At 68.4% G+C, this 19,629-nt stretch carries 5 protein-coding genes; all 5 read left to right on the forward strand.

The annotated features are described in order from the left end of the window. The first annotated feature begins 58 nt into the window (after positions 1-58). Positions 59-1,654, forward strand: a complete 1,596-nt coding sequence (locus tag GFY24_RS22335; RefSeq protein WP_309231181.1) for an amidohydrolase — start codon at positions 59-61, stop codon at positions 1,652-1,654. Positions 1,655-2,002: 348 nt separating this feature from the next. Further along, the gene (gene lnt, locus GFY24_RS22340) at positions 2,003-3,667 is read left to right on the forward strand and encodes an apolipoprotein N-acyltransferase (protein WP_309231213.1); all 1,665 of its coding nucleotides are present in this window, start codon (positions 2,003-2,005) and stop codon (positions 3,665-3,667) included. Positions 3,668-4,015: 348 nt separating this feature from the next. Then, positions 4,016-17,707, forward strand: coding sequence for a non-ribosomal peptide synthetase (locus GFY24_RS22345; protein WP_153807036.1), 13,692 nt, complete (start codon positions 4,016-4,018; stop codon positions 17,705-17,707). Beyond that, positions 17,704-18,696 carry an ATP-binding cassette domain-containing protein gene (locus GFY24_RS22350; protein ID WP_153807037.1) on the forward strand — a complete coding sequence of 331 codons (993 nt, stop codon included), beginning with the start codon at positions 17,704-17,706 and terminating at the stop codon, positions 18,694-18,696. Before GFY24_RS22345 ends, GFY24_RS22350 begins: the two co-directional genes overlap by 4 nt. Then, entirely contained in the window at positions 18,693-19,553 is an 861-nt protein-coding gene (locus GFY24_RS22355; RefSeq protein ID WP_375336080.1) for an ABC transporter permease, read from the forward strand. Before GFY24_RS22350 ends, GFY24_RS22355 begins: the two co-directional genes overlap by 4 nt. Positions 19,554-19,629: the final 76 nt, after the last annotated feature.

The raw sequence follows: 19,629 nt of genomic DNA on the forward strand, positions 1-19,629 counted from the left end.
TCCGATGGATGGAGTGCGGTTGCGGCCGCGGCGCGGGCGTGCGGCAGACTGGAAAACCGTGAGTACCCAGTTGCTTGTCGGCGGTCGTATCTACAGCTCCAGCAATCCCGATGCCACGGCCATGGCCGTCACCGACGGGATTGTGGTGTGGGTGGGCGCGGACCGCACCGGACGAGCACTGCACCCGGACGCGGAGATCATCGACCTCGGCGGGGCCTTCGTGGCCCCGGCGTTCGTGGACCCACACGTGCACGTCACCGCGCTGGGATTGAAACTCACGGGACTCGATCTGTCCCAGGCACGTTCGCTCACCGAATGCCTGGAGCTGCTGCGCGCGTACGCCGCCGCCCACCCCGCCGGGCCGGTGCTCGGCGACGGCTGGGACGAGACCACCTGGCCCGAAGGCCGCCCGCCCACCCTCGCGGAGATCGACGCCGCCGCACCCGGGCGCAGTGTGTATCTGGTTCGCGTGGACGCGCATTCGGCCGTGGCCTCCACACCGCTGCTCGATACCGTCCCCGCGCTCACCGCGGCCACCGGCTTCACCCACGGTGAACCGCTGCGCGCCGCCGCCCACCACCTGGTCCGCCGCGCCGCACTCGGCGCCCTCGAACCCGCGCAGCGCGATCTGGCCCGCCGCGCCGCCCTCGATCACGCCGCCGCCAATGGCATTGCCGCCGTACACGAATGCGCCGGACCCGATATCTCCGGTGAGACCGATGTGCGCGAACTCCTCGCCCTCGACCACGGCGTCGAGGTCCGCGCCTACTGGGGTCAGGCCGTACGCACCGCCGACGAGGCCCGCACCCTGATCAAGGAGCTCGGCGTGCACGCCCTCGGCGGCGATCTGTTCGTGGACGGCTCCCTCGGCTCGCACACCGCCTGGCTGCGCGACCCGTACGCCGACCGCGACACCATCGGCACCTCCTACCTCGACGCGGAAACCATTGCCGCCCATGTGCTCGCATGCACCGAGGCGGGCATCCAGTCCGGCTTCCACGTCATCGGCGACGCCGCCATGGACGCGGTCGTCGCCGGCTTCGAACAGGTCGTCGCCCAGGTCGGCGGACCGGCCTTCGCCTCGCGCGGCCACCGCATCGAACACGCCGAAATGGCCGATGCCGACCAGATCGCCAAACTTGCCTCCTGGGGTGTGATCGCCAGCGTCCAACCGGCTTTCGACGCCGCCTGGGGCGGCCCGGACGGCATGTACGCCGCCCGCCTCGGCGCCGACCGCGCCGCCACCCTGAACCCGTTCTCCGCCATGGCCTCCGCGGGTATCTCCCTGGCCATCGGCTCCGATGCCCCTGTCACAGCACTGAATCCGTGGGAAGCCCTGCGCGCCGCGGCCCACCACCGCACCCCCGGCCACCAGATCTCCCCGCGCGCGGCCTTCGCCGCCGCCACCCGAGGCGCATGGCGCGCGGGCGGCGTCCGCGACGGCGTCGCCGGCACCCTGGTCCCCGGCGCCCCCGCCTCCTACGCGGTATGGGAGGCAGCCGATCTCGTGGTCGCCGCCGCCACCGACACCGTCCAGCGCTGGTCCACCGACCCTCGCTCCCGCGTCCCCGGCCTGCCGCCCCTGACCCCCGGCGCACCCCTGCCGCGCTGCCTCGCCACCGTGCACCGCGGGACCACCCTCCATGCCGTGTGATCCGGACCCGCGAACACCTTCGCGCACAGTGCTTCCCGAGTCGGCCCGCGTGGCCTCGGAGGCGAACGGCGTCGATGGTGTCATCGCTGCCGATCGTGCGGGAAATGTTCTGCCACCGGCCGCCCGCGTGCTGCCACCCATGACTTCGCGGAGACCGTCAGCGGTATCGCTGTCCTGGACGCGAGTTCGGGACCGGCCGAACGTGGTTCGCACGCCGCGCCGAAGCCGCCTCGCGCGGGACAATCAGCCGCACGCCATACGGCGTCGAAAGGTGTTGGGGTTGTGAGTGAGTCGACGGTGGACAGTGGCGATCAGACCGGTTTCGGTGGCGGCGCGGCCGAGGGGCCGGTGGCGCGCGCGGTTGGTTTGCTGCGGGCACATCCGGTCCTGACACGAATCGTCGCGGCTGTTGTCGCCGGGTTGTTGCTGTTCGCGAGTTTCCCGCCTCGGACGCTGTGGTTCCTGGCACCCGTCGGGATTGCGCTGCTGATCTTGACGGTGCGCGGAAACGGGCGTCTGCGTGGGGGTTTCGGGTACGGATTCCTGGCGGGGTTGGCGTTTTTCCTGCCGTTGCTGCCGTGGACCGGAATCTATGTGGGGCCGATGCCGTGGATCGCGCTGTCGACCGCGTTGTCGGTGTATGTCGGGCTGTTCGGGATGCTGGTGCGCCTCGTCGGGCGGATGCCGGGCTGGCCGCTGTGGGTGGCGACCGCGTGGTCGCTGACCGAGTGGGCGCGGTCCAGTTTTCCGTTCGGCGGGTTCCCGTGGGGGAGACTGGCTTTCGGTCAGGCCGATGGCTGGTATCTGCCGTACGCCATGCTCGGTGGCGCACCGCTGGTGAGTTTCGCGGTGGCACTGACGGGTGCCGGATTGGCCGCGGCGGCGGTGTGGGGAGTGGCATGCGCGCGTAGCACGGCGGGCGCGAACGCGCGTCCGAATCGTCCCAGATGGGCGGACCGGCGTCTCACATCCTGGAACCGAATTGTTGCTGTCGCAATGCTTGTGGCTATAGTTCCTCTCACCGGAGTGATCCTCCGGACCGCGCTGCCCCGCCCGGAGGACGGCAACCGGCCGATCACGGTCGCCGCCATCCAGGGCAGCGTGCCGCGGCTGGGACTGGACTTCAATGCCCAGCGCCGCGCGGTTCTCGACAATCACGTCAAGCGCACCGAGGAACTCGCCAGGGCCGTCGCGGCCGGGCGGGCCCCGCAGCCGGATGTGGTTGTCTGGCCGGAGAATTCCTCCGATATCGATCCACTGCGCAACTCCGACGCCTACGCGGAGATCACCCGGGCGTCACGAGATATCAAGGCCCCCATCCTGGTTGGCGCGGTGCTGGTGAATGACGATCGCACCACCAGCAATTCGGTGATCGTATGGACCGCCGACGGCGGCCCGGGGGAGCGGCACGACAAGAAGATCATCCAGCCCTTCGGCGAGTACCTGCCCTATCGCGGCTTCTTCCGGCACTTCTCCGAATACGCGGACCGCGCAGGCTATTTCGTCCCGGGCAACGGTGACGGCGTGGTGCATGTCGAGCCGGCGAGCGGCGGCGCACCCGTCGCCATCGGTGTGGCCACGTGCTACGAGGTTGCCTTCGATCGCGCCTTCGAGGACGCGGTGCGCGCGGGCGCGCAGATCCTGACGGTCCCCTCCAACAACGCCACCTTCGGCAAGAGCGAGATGACCTACCAGCAACTGGCCATGTCCCGCATTCGCGCGGTGGAGCACGGCCGTGCCGTCATCGTCTCGGTGACCACCGGTGTGAGCGCGATGATTACCGCCGACGGCACCATCCAGCAGCAAACCGAACAGTTTGTTCCAGCTGATTTGGTGGCCAGGTTGCCGCTGCGTACGGATCTGACACCCGCTTCCCGGATCGGACCCGCGCCGGAACGAATCTTGTGTATTGTTGCCGCGGCCGTTGTTTTGGCGGCGATGATTCGACGGCGCGCCACCAATGCGAATCCGGTCGAATCCGATGAAGTGGCCGGCACCCCTCCGGCGGAATAATTCACTGCGGGTACGTGCGATGAGGGCCGTTCCCGCTCCGGCGGTTCTGATTCGCCAACAATTAGCTTATGTCTCCTGACCAGCCGATTTGCCCGAGTTCATAGCAGTTCCTTGTGAGAGTTACGCGGCAATCGTGAGGTTTGCTGTCAGGTAGCTGTCTTAATATGCGCTCCGCCGACGCTGTTCGTTGCCGGGCAACTCGAGATCACCACCGATCCAGTCGGCGCGGTGCTCCGAATCATAGGGCGTGGATCACGTCCTACGGCTCGCGCGTGCGCGAAAGCCGATCGGGGACCAGCCACTTGGGGTTCGGGGAGTTGCGTCTTACAGCGGCAGAAGGAGTGATTGATGAGTTCATTGGCCACCGATCGTGTCGACCAATGTTCTTCGGGTGAATTCGCGGCTCAACCTTTCGCGCTGTCTCCCGCGCAATCGGCCCTCTGGTACGCGCAGCGCATCCGGCCCGACATCCCACTTACGATCGCGCAATACGTGGAGATCCACGGCGATCTGGATGCCGGCCGGCTGCTGTACGCCATCGAGCGGTTCGGCGCGGAGACCGAGGTGGGCCATGTGCGGCTGCTGGAGATCGAGGGGGTGCCGCATCAGGTTGTCGATCCCACCTGGCGGCCGGGCTGGGCGCGGATAGACCTGCGCGAGGAGCCGGATCCGCGCGCCGCGGCGCTGGCCTGGATGAACGACCACGCGAGTTCGCCCATCGATATCGAGCACGATCCGCTCACCATCAATGTGGTGCTGCGGACCGGGGATTCGGCTTACATCTGGTACACGCGCGGTCATCACATCGTCATCGACGGGTACGGCGCCATGAACGCGACCACCCGCACCGCCGAGATCTACACGGCACTGGAGGCGCACGACGAGCCGGTGGTCTCGCGCGCCACTCCACTCGCCGCCATCTACGCGGATGAGGGTCGCTATCGCGAGACCACCCGCTGCCTCAGCGACGGCGAGTACTGGCGCGAACAGCTCGAAGGTGTGAACGAGCCGCTGACCCTGTCCAATGTCAGTCTGGCCGAGGCCGGCCCGGACGCCGGACGCCGTTGCGCCACCGCGGTTCTGAGCGCGGAGGTCGAGGCGGCCGTCCAGGAGGCGGCAACGGCCTTCGGATCCAATCCCTCCGTGCTCTTCGTGGCCGCGCTGGCCTGCTATGTGCGGGCGGTCATCGGCACTCAGGACGTGGTGCTGAGCCTGCCGGTCTCCGCGCGCACCACGGTCGCGCTGCGCCGCTCCGCGGGTGTGGTCTCCAATGTGGTACCCATCCGGGTGCGCTTCGAGGGCGCGGCCACGGTCGCCGATTCGGTGCGCGCGGTCGAATTGCAGATCACCGGCGCGCTGCGGCATCAGCGCTACCGCAGCGACGATATCCGCCGCGATTGCGGTTACTCCCGGGACGCCCGCGGTTTCTTCGGGCCCATGGTCAATGTCATGCTGTTCCACAGTGAATTGAGGTTCGGCAGCCTGGTCGGCTCGCTCAATGTGGTCTCCACCGGTCCCGTCGAGGACCTGTCCATCAATCTGTACAACGGCGACGGCAATCGCATCCACATCGATTTCGAGGCCAACCCGCGGCTCTACAGCGATGCCGAACTGTCCATGCATCACGGTCGATTCCTGGACTTCCTGGAGCGCTTCCTGCGTGCCGACCCGCAGACCGTCGTCGGCGATATGCCCGTGCTCACCGATCTGGAGCGCGAACACGTTCTGCACGAATGGAATTCGACCCAGGTCGCCCGCCAGGAGGGCACCCTGGCCGGGCTCTTCGCCGATCGGGCCGCCATGTGCCCGAGCCGGACAGCCCTCGATTTCGAGGGGGAGACGCTCACCTACGCCGCCTTCGATGAGCGTGCCAATCGCCTCGCCCGCGAACTCATCGCGCGCGGTGCGGGGCCGGATACGGTGGTGGGCCTTGCGATTCGCCGCAGCCTGGAGCTGCTCATCGGCATGTACGCGATCGTCAAGGCGGGTGCGGCCTATCTGCCGCTGGATCCCGATCATCCGGTCGAACGTCTCGAACAGATTCTGGAACAGGCGAATCCGCTGTGCGTGCTGACCGCCTCGCGTGATGCGCTCGAATTGCCCTCCTCCGCACGCGGATTCGATATCGACACCGCCGATCTCTCCGCCCACGGCGGGCGGCCCGTCACCGATGCCGATCGCCGCGCCGCCCTGTGCGCCGATCACCTGGCATATGTACTGTTCACCTCCGGCTCCACCGGTAAACCCAAGGGTGTCGGTGTCTCGCACGCCGCCATCGTGAACCGGCTGCGCTGGATGCAGCACGCCTATCCGCTGGACGGTTCGGATGTGGTGCTGCAGAAAACGCCCGCCACCTTCGACGTCTCGGTGTGGGAGTTCTTCTGGCCCTTGCAGATCGGGGCGCGATTGCTCATCGCCGCACCCGACGGCCATCGGGATCCGGCCTACCTGGCGCGGACCATCGCCGAGAAGGACGTCACCGCCGCGCATTTCGTACCGTCCATGCTGTCGGTGTTCCTCACCGATACCGATGTGGCCGGCTGCACCGGTCTGACCCGGGTGTTCTGCAGTGGTGAGGCGCTGCCCGCCGCCACCGTCGCCGAATTCCACACCGCCCTCGGCACCGGCCCGCGAGCCCCGCAGCTGCACAATCTCTACGGCCCCACCGAGGCCGCCGTCGACGTCACCGCCTGGCACTGCACGCCCGGCGTGACGGAAGTGCCCATCGGCGCACCCATTTGGAACACTCGCACCTATGTGCTGGACGCGCGCCTGCAGCCCGTGGCACCCGGTGTGGTCGGCGAGCTGTACCTGGCCGGTGTGCAATTGGCGCGCGGTTACCTCGGCCGCCCCGGGCTGAGCGCCGATCGTTTCGTGGCCAATCCCTTCACCCCCGGCACCCGCATGTATCGCACCGGTGACCTGGTGCGCTGGCGCGGCGGACGCACCGGCGTGCTGGAGTACCTGGGCCGCAGCGACTTCCAGGTCAAGATTCGCGGCCTGCGTATCGAACTCGGTGAGATCGAGGCGGCCCTGCTCTCGGACCAGCGGGTCGCGCGCGCGGTCTGCGTGGCCCGGCGCGGTCACGGCGGCGATGAACTCGCCGCTTACGTGGTCGCCACCCCCGGCACCGATCCGCTCGACCCGGCCGAACTCACCGCCGGACTGCACCGGGTGCTGCCCGGATATATGGTGCCGCCGGTGCTGATGGTGCTCGACGAACTACCGCTCAGCGCCAATGGCAAGGTCGATCGCAAAGCCCTACCCGATCCGGGCACGGACCCACGTCGCACACCCCGCTCCAGCGCCGAGCCGAGTACGCCGGCGGAGCATCAGCTCACCGCCATCTTCGCCGAGGTGCTGGGCACCGATGAGATCGGTGTGGGCGACAACTTCTTCGACCTCGGCGGTAATTCGCTCAGCGCCGCCCGGGCCATCACCCGCGCGAACACCGCACTGAGCGCGGCACTCACCATTCGCGATCTGTTCGAGTTCTCCACCGTCACCGCCCTGGCCGCACGCGTGGAGAGCCTGCAGGCCGAGACCACCTCACCGAAACTCGCTGTGGCACAGCGGCCCGCGCATATTCCGCTGTCCCTGGCCCAGCAGCGACTGTGGATTCTGAACCGCTTCGCCGAGCACGCCGCCGCCTACAACATGCCCCTCGCGGTGGAATTGACCGGGTCACTGGATGTTCCGGCACTGCGTGCGGGCCTGCTCGATGTGCTCGAACGCCACGAGAGCCTGCGCACCACCTTCCCGGACACCCCGGAAGGCCCGGGCCAGGTGATACATCGGGCCGCCGAGATCCCGCTCACGCTCGAGCCGATCGACGTCGGCTCGGCCGATATCCGCACTCTCATAGGCGAATTCGCGAGCTACGGTTTCGATCTGCGCAGTCAGGCCCCGGTGCGGGTCGCGCTCTACGAGATCGCGCCGGATCGGCACGTCTTCCTCATGGTGCTGCATCACATCAGCGGCGACGGCTGGTCCATCGCCCCGCTGACCCGTGACATCATGGGTGCCGTGGCCGCGCGCACAGCCGGCACGGCCCCCGACTGGACGCCACTTCCGGTGCAGTACGCGGACTTCGCGCTCTGGCAGCGCGAATTGCTCGGCGACGAAGGCGATCCGGCGAGCGCGCTCGCGCTGCAGCTCGCCTACTGGCGGGCCGCGCTCGCGGACCTGCCCGATCAACTCGACCTGCCCTTGGATCGGCCGCGCCCCCGGCAGCGGTCCACCGACGGCGGGCGGGTGGAGTTCGCCATTCCCGTCGAGACCCGCCACCAGCTCGCCGTCGTCGCGGCCGAGCGGGGCGTCAGCACCTTCATGGTGTTGCATGCCGCGCTCGCGGCGGTGCTTGCGCGCCTGTGCAATACGACCGATATCGCCATCGGCACCCCCATCGCGGGCCGTAGCGATCCGGCCCTGGACGAGCTCGTCGGTATGTTCGTCAATACGCTGGTGCTGCGGACCCGGGTCGATCCGGCCGCCGGTTTCGATCGTATGCTCGCCGAGGTCCGCGATACCGACCTCAATGCCTTCGCCAATGCGGACGTCCCGTTCGAACGCCTCGTCGAGGTGGTCAATCCGGAGCGTTCCGCGGCCCGGCATCCTCTGTTCCAGGTCATGCTCTCCTACGACAGCACCCCGGAATTGAACTTCGGCCTGCCCGGTGTCACCGCCGAGGTACTGCCCATCGCCGTGGATATCGCCAAATTCGATCTGCAGCTCACCGTGCACGAACCGCTCGGCGCGACGGCCGACGGTGTGTCCAGTCAAGAGATGCCGCTCACCGCCGAATTCGGTTATGCCGCAGATGTTTTCGATCACAGCACGGTCGAGGCCATTGCCCGCCGCTTCGGCGCGGTACTGGCCGCGGCCGTGGCGGATCCGGCGATACCGGTCGGCGATCTGCCCATTCTGGACGCCCGCGAGACGGCCAAACTGGTGCCTATCATGGGTGCGCCCGGCGAACCCGGCAGCACCCTGGCCCGACTGCTCACCGATACCGCCGAACGCATACCCGATGCCGTTGCGGTGCGCTACCTCGCGCAGAACACCACCTACCGCGAACTCGACGAACGCTCGAATCGCCTGGCGCGCGTACTCATCGAGCACGGCGCGGGCCCCGAGGTGGTGGTGGCGGTCGCACTGCCACGCAGCCTGGACTGCGTGCTCGCGGTGTGGTCGGTCGCGAAAACCGGTGCCGCGTATGTGCCGATCGATCCGGACTACCCGGCCGACCGCATCGCCCATATGCTCGCGGACTCCGGTGCCATGCTCGGCCTAACCAGCCCGGATCGCCGGGCCGAGATGCCGAATTGGCCGGGAAACCGTGGGCGGCACCGCAAGAGCTATGTCGACTGGCTGCTGCTCGGCTCGCCCGAGCTCGCCGACGAATGCGCGCGGTTCGCCGACACCCCGCTCACCGATGTCGACCGGCATCACCCGCTGCGCACCGCCGGACCGGCCTACCTCATCTACACCTCCGGCACCACCGGCAAACCAAAGGCCGTGGTCGTCACCAATGCGGGTATCGCCTCGCTGGCGAATGAGCAGACACAGCTGTTCCGCGTCACCGATTCCGCACGCACACTGCACTTCTCCTCACCCAGCTTCGACGCCTCGGTGCTGGAACTGCTGCTCGGCTTCGCGGCCGGAGCGACCCTGGTGGTCGCGCCCGCCGGCATCTACGGCGGCGCGGAACTCGCGGAGCTGTTGCGCGCGGAGCGCGTCACGCACGCCTTCGTCACCCCCGCCGCCCTGGGCACCGTGCCCTCGGACAACCTGCCCGACCTCGAGGCCGTCATCGTCGGTGGTGAAGCCTGCCCCGAGGATCTGGTGCGCGTCTGGACCGATCCGCGATCGCGGGAACCGTTGCCGCCGCGCCGAATGCACAATATGTACGGCCCGTCCGAAGCGACGGTCGCCGCGACCGCCACCGGTCCCATGATCGCGGGCCGGCCCGTGCCCATCGGATTGCCGGTGCGCGGTATGCGGTTGTTCGTGCTCGACGGCCGCCTGCACCCGGTACCGCCGGGCGTGGCGGGGGAGCTGTATCTCTCCGGTCCCGGCCTGGCACGGGGTTACCTCGGGCGGCACGGGCTCACCGCCCAGGCGTTCCCGGCCAATCCGCACGGGCGTCGCGGTGAGCGGATGTACCGCACCGGCGATCTGGTGGTCTCCGACGGGATCGGGCAGCTGCGCTTCCTGGGCCGCGCCGACGACCAGATCAAGATCCGCGGCTTCCGTATCGAACTGCGCGAGATCGACCACGTCCTGCTCGCGCACGAGGGAATCACCTTCGCGCTCACCGTCGTCCACAATGACGAACGCGGCATCCCGCGCCTGGTCTCCTACCTGACCGCCGACACCGAGATCGATACGGCGACCGTCCTGGACACCGCGCGCGGTCACCTGCCCGGCTATATGGTGCCCTCTGCGCTGACCCTGCTGGAGAATCTGCCGGTCACCCCGTCCGGCAAACTCGACCGAAAGGCCCTGCCCGCACCCGATTTCACCGCGGCCGCACCCTCGCGCGCCCCGGAAACCGAGCTCGAACAGCGGGTCGCGCAGGTCTTCGGCATGGTGCTCGGCGCCAGAATCCAAGGCGCGGACGACAATTTCTTCGAGATCGGCGGCAATTCACTGCTCGCCACCCGGCTCACCGCGGCCCTGCACGCCGAATTCGGGGTGGAGCTGCCGGTGCGCGACATCTTCGAAGCACCCACCGTGGCGGGTGTGGCGGCACGATTGCAGGAAGCGCCCCGGACGCAACGGGCGGCGCTGGCTGTGCGTACCCCGCGTCCGGAGCGCATACCACTGTCCTTGCCGCAGCAGCGACTGTGGTTCCTCAATAGATATTCCCCCGAATCCGGTGCCTACAACATCGCATTCGTGCTGCGAATCGACGGCGATCCGGATATGCCCGCCCTGGGCGCCGCCCTCGCCGACCTGATGCAGCGGCACGAGGTATTGCGCACCGTATTCCCCGAGGACGCGCACGGCGCACACCAGAAACTCCTGGACACCGCCCGCTGCCTGCCGGTACTCGACGCCATCGAGACCGACGAGGTGGGCGCGCGCACCGCACTGCGCTCGCTCGCCCGGCGCGGATTCGACCTGACCCGCGATATCCCGCTGCGAATGACGTTGTTGCGCACCGGGAATCGCCGTCACCTGCTCGGTATCGCCATGCATCACATCGCCGCCGACGGCTGGTCGCTCGGCCCGCTCACCCGGGACCTGGCCATCGCCTACGCCGCGCGGCACGGCGGCGTCGCACCCACCTGGACGCCACTGCCGGTGCAGTACAGCGATTTCAGCCTGTGGCAGCGCGAATGCCTGGGCCAGGAATCCGATCCCGAGAGCGCCGCCGCCAGCCAGCTCGCCTACTGGCGTGCCGCGCTGGCGGACCTGCCCGAGGAGATGCCGCTCCCGTACGACCGGCCGCGGCCCGCCGAACCCACCCAGCGCTCGGGTGTGGTGCGTTTCGAGGTCCCGGAAGCTTTGCAGCGCAGGCTCGCCGAGACCGCGCGCGGTAATGCCGTCAGCATGTTCATGGTGCTGCGCTCCAGCCTCGCGGTGCTGCTGCGCGTGGTCACCGGCGGTCGCGACATCGTGATCGGCACCCCCGTGGCCGGTCGCACCGACACCCGTCTGGACGAGCTCGTCGGCATGTTCGTCAATACCCTGGTCCTGCGTTCGGACGTGGACCCGGACCGCAGCTTCGCCGAGCTGCTGCAGGCCGACCGCGATACCGAACTCGGCGCCATCGCCAATGCCGAGGTGCCCTTCGAACGCGTCATCGAGGAACTCGGCAGCGCCGCCGGCGGAATGCGGCCGGTACTGCAGGTCGCGCTCACCGTGCAGGACACCCCGCTGCCGGCGCTGCAACTGCCGGGCCTGGCCCTGCAGGCCGAAGAACTCGATATCGCGCTCGCCAAATTCGATCTCGAACTGCGGGTCCTGCCCGGCAACCAGTCCGAGGGCGATACCGCAGCCGAGGACCGGGTCTACGAATTCGTCTACGCCGCCGAGCTTTTCGACCAGCAGACGGTGCAGATCCTGGCCGACCGCCTTATCCACGTCTTCGAGGCCGTCACCGCCGACCCGCGCATCCGGGTGAGCGCCATCGACGCCCGCACCGAGGCCGAACGCGAACTCTTCACCCCCGCCTGGGGTCCGGCACCGGAACCGCAGTGCAGTCTGGCGGCCTACTTCGCCGCCACCGCACACCTGAACGCGGACCGCGAATTCCTGCGCTTCGGTGACAACGCGCTCACCTACCTCGAATCCGATGTCTACTCGAATCGCTTGGCGCGGGCCTTGATCCAGCAGGGTATCGGCCCCGGCGATCGGGTGGCCCTGGGCCTGACCCGCTCGGCCGAATCGGTGCTCTCGGCGCTGGCCGTCGCCAAAACCGGGGCCGCGTTCGTCCCGGTCGATCCCAATTATCCGGCGGACCGGCTGCGGCATATGCTCACCGACTCCGGCTGCCGGGTCGGCATCGCCATGACCGACAACGCCGACCGGCTGAACGCCGCCGCCGGCGACGACGCCATGGAGTGGATGCTGCTGGACGATGCCGAACTCCTGGACGAACTGGAGGTGCTCGACGACGGACCCATCACCGACGCCGACCGCACCGGCACGCTCTGGACCGCCGAGCTGGCATACATCGTCTACACCTCCGGATCCACCGGAAAACCCAAGGGCGTAGCGGTAACCCACGGCGGACTCTCCAACTTCGCCGACGAGCTCCGCGACCGCATGCGCGTGGACCGGGACTCGCGCACCATGCACTTCTCCTCACCCAGCTTCGACGCCGCCATCTTGGACCTGCTGATGGCGATCGGGTCCGGCGCGACCATGGTCATCGTGCCCGCCGATATCTACGGCGGTGACGAACTGGCCGCGCTCATGGAGGCCGAGGAGATCAGCCACACCTTCATCACACCGGCCGCGCTGGCCACCATCGACCGGGACCGCTGGGCGCTGCCGCACCTGCACTCGGTCATGGTCGGCGGCGAGGCCTGCGGTCCGGAACTGGTGGCGCGCTGGGCACATGGACGCGCGATGTTCAACGTATACGGGCCCACCGAGACCACCGTCGTCGTCACGATCTCCAAGCCCATGGTGCTCGGGGAACCGATCACCATCGGCTCCCTGGTGCGGGGTGCGCGCGCCCTGGTCCTCGATGAGCGCCTCTGCCCGGTGCCCGTCGGTGTGCCCGGTGAGTTGTACATCGGCGGACAGGGTGCCGCGCGCGGCTATGTCGATCGCTACGATCTCACCGCCGCGCGCTTCATCGCCGACCCGTACGGGCCGGAGGGTGCACGCATGTATCGCACCGGAGATGTGGTGCGCTGGACGCCCGACGGCGAAATCGCCTACCTGGGCCGCAGTGATCATCAGGTCAAGGTGCGCGGGTTCCGGATCGAACTCGGCGAGATCGACGCCGTGCTCACCGCGCACGCGGGAATCCACTTCGCGCACACCGAGGTTCGCGATATCGCGGGCACAAAACGCATCGTCTCCTTCGTGCTGCCCGTCGACCCGCACGCCGTCGACTTCGACGCCTTGCGCGCACACTGCGCCGAACACCTGCCCGCCCATATGGTTCCGAGCAGCCTCACCCCGCTCGACCGTATTCCGCTGACCCCGGTCGGCAAACTCGATCGCGACGCACTGCCGCAACCCCAGGTCGGCGTCGTGGTGGTCTCCCGTGATCCGCAGACCCAGACCGAACGCCTGGTCGCCGAGGTCATGGCCGAGCTGGTCGGTGCCGGACACCTCGGCGCGGACGACAGCTTCTTCGAGGTCGGCGGAAACTCGCTGCTCGCCACCCAATTGGTGGCACGCCTGGCCGCCGCCACCGGCGTCCGGCTCGAAGTACGGTCCGTGTTCGCCGCGCCCACCGTGGCCGGGCTTGCCGCGCAACTGGATTCCGGTCCGGCGGCATCGGACGCGCGCCTGGAGCCGCGTCGCCGCACCCGTCCCGAGCAGATCCCGCTCTCGGCCGCGCAACGGCGGCTGTGGTTCCTGGAGCAGTTCAATGCCTCCGGGGATCAGGGAGAAGCGCTGGGCGCGTACAACATTCCGGTCGTGCTGCGCCTGCACGGTGAACTGAACGTGCAGGCACTGCGGGCGGCATTGCACGCGGTGCAACGCCGGCATGAGACGCTGCGGACCATCTTCCCCGAGATTGGCGGCGAACCGTGCCAGCACGTGCTCGAACCGGCCGGCGCGGCGGTCCCGCTGCCGTTGCGCGCGGTGAAACCGCAAGAGGTACCCGATGAGATCCGCCGGGTCACCGCGGCCGGATTCGACCTCGGCACCCAGGTTCCCTTGCGTGCCACCCTGTTGCGCCTGACCGGCGCGGCCGGTGGCGATCGGGCCGAACCGTCCGAACATGTCCTGGTCCTGGTGGTGCACCACATCGCCATGGACGGCTGGTCACTGCAGCCCCTCGCGGCCGATGTGGCCACCGCCTACCGCGCCTACTCCGGCGGTGGCGAACCCGACTGGACCGAATTGCCCATCCAGTACGCCGATTACACGCTGTGGCAGCAGGACGTCCTCGGCGTCGAAGACGATCCCGAATCGGTGATCAGCCGCCAGCTCGATTATTGGCGGCAGGCCCTGGACGGCAGGCCCGAACTCCTCGCCGTCCCCGCCGACCGGCCGCGCCCGCCGGTGCCCAGCTACCGCGGCGGCACCGTCGAATGCACCCTGGACGCCTTCACCCACCGCGAATTGCAGGCTCTCGCAGCCGAACACGGCGTCACCATGTTCATGGTGTTGCACGCCGCACTGGTCGCACTGCTGCATCGGCTCACCGCCGGAGACGACATCACCGTCGGCACACCCATCGCCGGGCGCGGGCATCCGGCACTGGATCGTATGGTCGGCATGTTCGTCGGCACCCTGGTACTGCGCACCCACCTCGACGGGAACGCCGCCTTCGGCGATCTGCTGCGCGCGGTGCGGGACACCGACCTGGAGGCCTTCGCACACGCCGATGTTCCGTTCGAGCGCCTGGTCGAGGTGCTCAATCCGGCACGCACACAAGCGCATCACCCGCTGTTCCAGGTCATGCTGTCGGTGCAGAACCAGCCCGTACGGGTGCTGGAGCTGCCCGGCCTGCGCATCGAGAACGACGACGCCGATCCGGGCATCGCCAAATTCGATCTGCAGTTCACCCTCACCGAATCCTGGACTCCGGGCCGCGAACCCGACGGCATCACCGTCTCGGTCAACTACGCGGCGGACCTGTTCGACGACATCACCGCACAGCGGCTCGCGGATCGATTCGTCCGCATGCTCGGCGCGGCCGCCGCGAATCCGGCCACCGCCGTGGGCGATCTGGAGCTGCTGGACTCCGGCGAATGGGCGGCGCTGGCACCGGTATGCGGGGCCGAACCCGCCCGGCCCATCACCTTCCCCGAGGTATTCGAGGCCGCGGCCAATCTCAACCGGCAGGCCATCGCCGTGCGCGCGGCGGGCACCCAGATCTCCTACGATGCCCTCGACCGCTGGACCAACCGGCTCGCCCGGGTGCTCATCGGCTACGGCGTCGGCCCGGAAACCCTGGTCGCCATGGGTATTCCGCGTTCGGCCGAATCGGTGGCCGTCACCCTGGCCATCGCCAAGGCCGGCGCCGCGTTCGTCCCGGTCGACCCCAACTATCCGGAACAGCGCATCAGCCATATGCTGCTGGATTCCGGTGCGGGCGTGGGTATTACGCTCGCCGCGCATCGGGAGCGCATGCCCGACGGGGTCAATTGGACCGTGCTGGACGCGCCGTCGTTCCGGCGGCGCGTGCTGGCCGGCTCGGACGCGCCCATCACCGATGCCGAACGCACCACGCCACTGCGCATGGACAATCCGGCGTACGTGATTTACACCTCCGGCTCCACCGGTGTCCCCAAGGGCGTCGTCGTCACGCACGGCGGCCTGTCCAACTTCGCCGCCGAAACCGCACAGCGCTTCGCCGTCGGACCCGGCGCACGCGTACTGCATTTCGCCACACCGAGTTTCGATGCCGCCATGCTCGACCTGCTCTTCGCGCTCGGCGGTGCCGCGACCCTGGTGATCAGCCCGCCCGGTGTGGTCGGCGGATCGGACCTGGGCCGGGTCTTCATCGACGAGGGCATCACCCACGCCTTCATCACCACCTCGGCGCTGGGCACCGTCGATCCCACCGGCGTCACCGCGCTGCGGCATGTCCTGGTCGGCGGTGAGGCACTGCCACCGGATCTGGTCACCCGCTGGGCGCCGAGGCGCAAGCTCTACAACGTGTACGGACCCACCGAAACCACCATCGTGACGGTGATTTCGCAGCCCATGAACCCGGGCGGGCACATCACCATCGGCGGACCCATCCGCGGTGTCGGCGCGACCGTGCTGGACTCGCGCCTGCATCCCGTACCCGTCGGTGTCACCGGTGAACTGCAATTGGCCGGTGCCGCCGTGGCACGCGGCTACCTGCGGCGGCCCGGGCTCACCGCACAGCGGTTCGTGGCCAACCCGTTCGGCAAGCCCGGTGCCCGCATGTACCGCACCGGTGACCTGGTGCGCTGGGTCGAGAAGGACGGGCGCGCACGGGATCTGGAGTATGTCGGCCGCACCGACCATCAGGTCAAGATCCGCGGCTTCCGGATCGAACTCGGCGAGATCGACGCGGCCCTGGCCCGGCATACCGAGGTGGAGTTCGCCACCACCATCGGACACCGGACTCCGGCGGGGTCCACCGCGCTGGTCTCCTATGTGAAGTCACGCACCGGCACCGCGCCGAGCATCGACGAACTCACCTCGCACGTCGCGGAGTTGGTACCCAATTACATGGTCCCGCAATCGATCATGCTGCTCGACCGGGTGCCACTCTCACCGGTCGGCAAGCTGGACCGCACCGCACTGCCCGAACCGGTCTTCGCCGCCCGCGAGGGCTACCGCGCGCCGAGCACCCCGACCGAGGTGGCGCTGTGTGCCGCCTTCGCCGATGTGCTCGGCGTCGAACAGGTCGGCGTGGACGACGGCTTCTTCGAACTCGGCGGCAACTCACTGCTGGCCACCAAAGTGGTTGCGCAGCTGCGCGGCAACGGTGTGGATCTGCCGGTGCAGGCCATGTTCGGTGAATCCACTCCGGCCGCCATCGCGCGTCGCCTCGCCGACGCCGATGGCGATGCGGGCGCGGCCCTCGCCGCCGCCCTGCAACCGGTGCTGCCGTTGCGTCCGATCACCGAGAACAGTGCGGCCCCGCTGTTCTGCGTACACCCGGCCATCGGTTTGTCCTGGTGCTTCGCCGGACTGCTCGCCCAACTGCCCGCCGATCGCCCGGTCTACGGCCTGCAGGCACCGCACGTCACCGGCGGCACCGACCACGGCACCATTGCCGAAGCTGCGAAATACTATGTGGCACATATGAAATCGGTGCAGGCGCACGGCCCGTACCATCTGCTCGGCTGGTCGCTGGGCGGGCTGCTCGCGCACGAGATCGCGGTGCAACTGCAGGAACAGGGCGACGACGTGGGGCTGCTCGCGCTCATGGACAGCTACCAGCTGTCGGATCAGTTGCTCGAGGAAGCGGTGCCCACCGTCGCCGACATCATCGGCGAATTCGGCAGCGACATGCTCGGCGGCGACACCGATGTCGACCCGCGCATGAGCTTGCAGGAGGCCGCGGAGTTCCTGCGCAGCCGACCGGGACCGTTCGCGGCGCTCACCGTCGACCACCTCGAACGCCTCTACAACGGCTATGCCAATGGCGCGGTCCTGGCACACAGCTTCGAACCCCGCGTCTTCGTCGGCGATCTGCTCTTCTTCACCGCCGCCGACGACGAGATCAATCGCGCCGACCCGGACCGCAATGCCGCAGCCTGGGAGGCACACGTCACCGGAGCTGTACACGACCAACTGGTGCGCTGCCGTCATTCGGGCATGACCACGCCCGAATCCCTGGCGGTCATCGGACCGGTACTGCGGGAATACCTGGCCGCCAACGCCAACCGCACCGAACGGGAGGGGAGCCGATGAGTCTCGCGGTGGAGGTGGAGGGCCTGATCAAGTACTACGGCAAGCTCCGGGTCCTGGACGGCATCGACCTGGAGATACCGTCCGGCACCGTGATGGGCCTGCTCGGGCCCAATGGCGCGGGCAAGACCACCACGGTCCGGATCGTCACCACGCTGCTGGCCCCCAGCTCCGGCAATGTGCGGGTCGCCGGAGTGGACGTGCTCAAGGATCCGGCGCGCGCCCGCACCCGGCTGGGCCTGTCCGGCCAGTACGCGGCGGTCGACGCCAACCTGACCGGCTTCGAGAACCTGCGCATGGTGGCCCGGCTCTACGGCATGAGCCATAAACGTGCCGCCGATCGCGCCACCGAACTGCTCGCCGCGCTCGGCCTCGAACAGGCGGCCGGGCGGCGCGCCGGAACCTACTCCGGCGGTATGGCCCGCCGACTCGACCTCGCCGGAGCGCTGGTGTGCCGCCCGCCCGTGGTGGTCCTGGACGAGCCGACCACCGGCCTGGATCCCCGTGGGCGACTGGATATGTGGCGGGTCATCGGCGAACTCGTGGACGACGGCACCACGGTGCTGCTCACCACGCAGTACCTGGAGGAAGCCGATCTGCTCGCCGACCGGATCACCGTCATCGACCGCGGGCGGGTCATCGCGCGCGGTTCGGCGGATGAACTGAAGACCTCCATCGGCGGTGACAAACTCACCGTCACCCTCGCCACCGGACAGGACCCGAAACCGGCCGAACAGATTCTCGCGCAGGTGGGAATCGGCGAAGTCACCCGGGACACCGCCGCCGATCAGCTCACCATCGTGGTCGGCGACGGCACCCGCACCCTGGTCGAGGCCCTGCGCCGGCTCGACGATGCCGGCGTGCACGTCCTCGACGCCGAGGTGCACCGGCCCACGCTCGACGACGTATTCCTTTCCCTCACCGGCAAATCCCCGGATCGCAGAGCATCCGAACGCAGCAATGACACTGTGCAAGAGGAGATCCTGTCGTGACCACCGCCACCGCCGAGGCCCCGGCACCGCATAAGCCACCCGAGGACGGCAACCCGATCCTGTTGCTGCCCAGGGCGATTCGCGACAGCGCCATTGTCGCCTACCGCAACCTGCTGACCATTCTGCGCGTGCCCACCCTGCTGGTCACCGCCACCATCCAGCCGCTGATGTTCGTATTCCTGTTCGCGTACATCTTCGGGGCGTCCATGGGTGGCAGTCAGTACCGGGAGTTCCTGCTCGCCGGAATCTTCACCCAGACAGTGGCATTCAATGCCGCGTTCACCACCGTCGGCCTCGCCAACGACCTGCACAAGGGCATTATCGACCGGATGCGTACCCTGCCCATGTCACGCCTGGCGGTGCTCATGGGCCGTACTCTCTCGGATCTGGTGGTCAATATTCTCGCCCTGGCCGTCATGGTCGCCTGCGGTTACACGGTCGGCTGGCGTATCAATGGCGGAATCGCCGATGCCGTACTGGCTTTCGCGGTGATCCTGCTCTTCGCGTTCGCCATGTCCTGGGTGGGCGCGCTCACCGGGCTCATGTCACCGAGCGTGGAAGTGGCGCAGAGCGCGGGCCTGATCTGGCTGTTCCCACTGACATTCATCTCCTCGGCGTTCATTTCGGGGGAGACGCTGCCCGGTCCGCTGCGCAGTGTCGCGGCCTGGAATCCCATTACCGCCGTCTCCGCGGCGGGCCGCAAACTCTTCGACAATGGCTCCCCGCCCAGCTTCACCCCCGCCGCCGGCTGGCCCGCCGATCACTGCATCGAATACTCCATCGTGTGCTCGGTCGGCATTCTCGCCGTCGCGGTTCCCCTGGCCCTGCTGCAATACCGCAAGGTCGCCAGTCACTGAGACCGGCGTGACGCGCGTCGCAGCCTGACCGAACCCCTCCCCATCGCGGGGAGAGGGGGGTACTGTGAAAGAGACG

The sequence above is a fragment of the Nocardia sp. SYP-A9097 genome (assembly GCF_009649815.1).
Lineage (GTDB): Bacteria > Actinomycetota > Actinomycetes > Mycobacteriales > Mycobacteriaceae > Nocardia.

Excerpts from the sequence above, each read along its gene's own strand:
- GFY24_RS22350 (WP_153807037.1), top strand. The coding sequence starts at position 17,704 with ATGAGTCTCGCGGTGGAGGTGGAGGGCCTGATCAAGTACTACGGCAAG.
- GFY24_RS22345 (WP_153807036.1), top strand. The coding sequence starts at position 4,016 with ATGAGTTCATTGGCCACCGATCGTGTCGACCAATGTTCTTCGGGTGAA.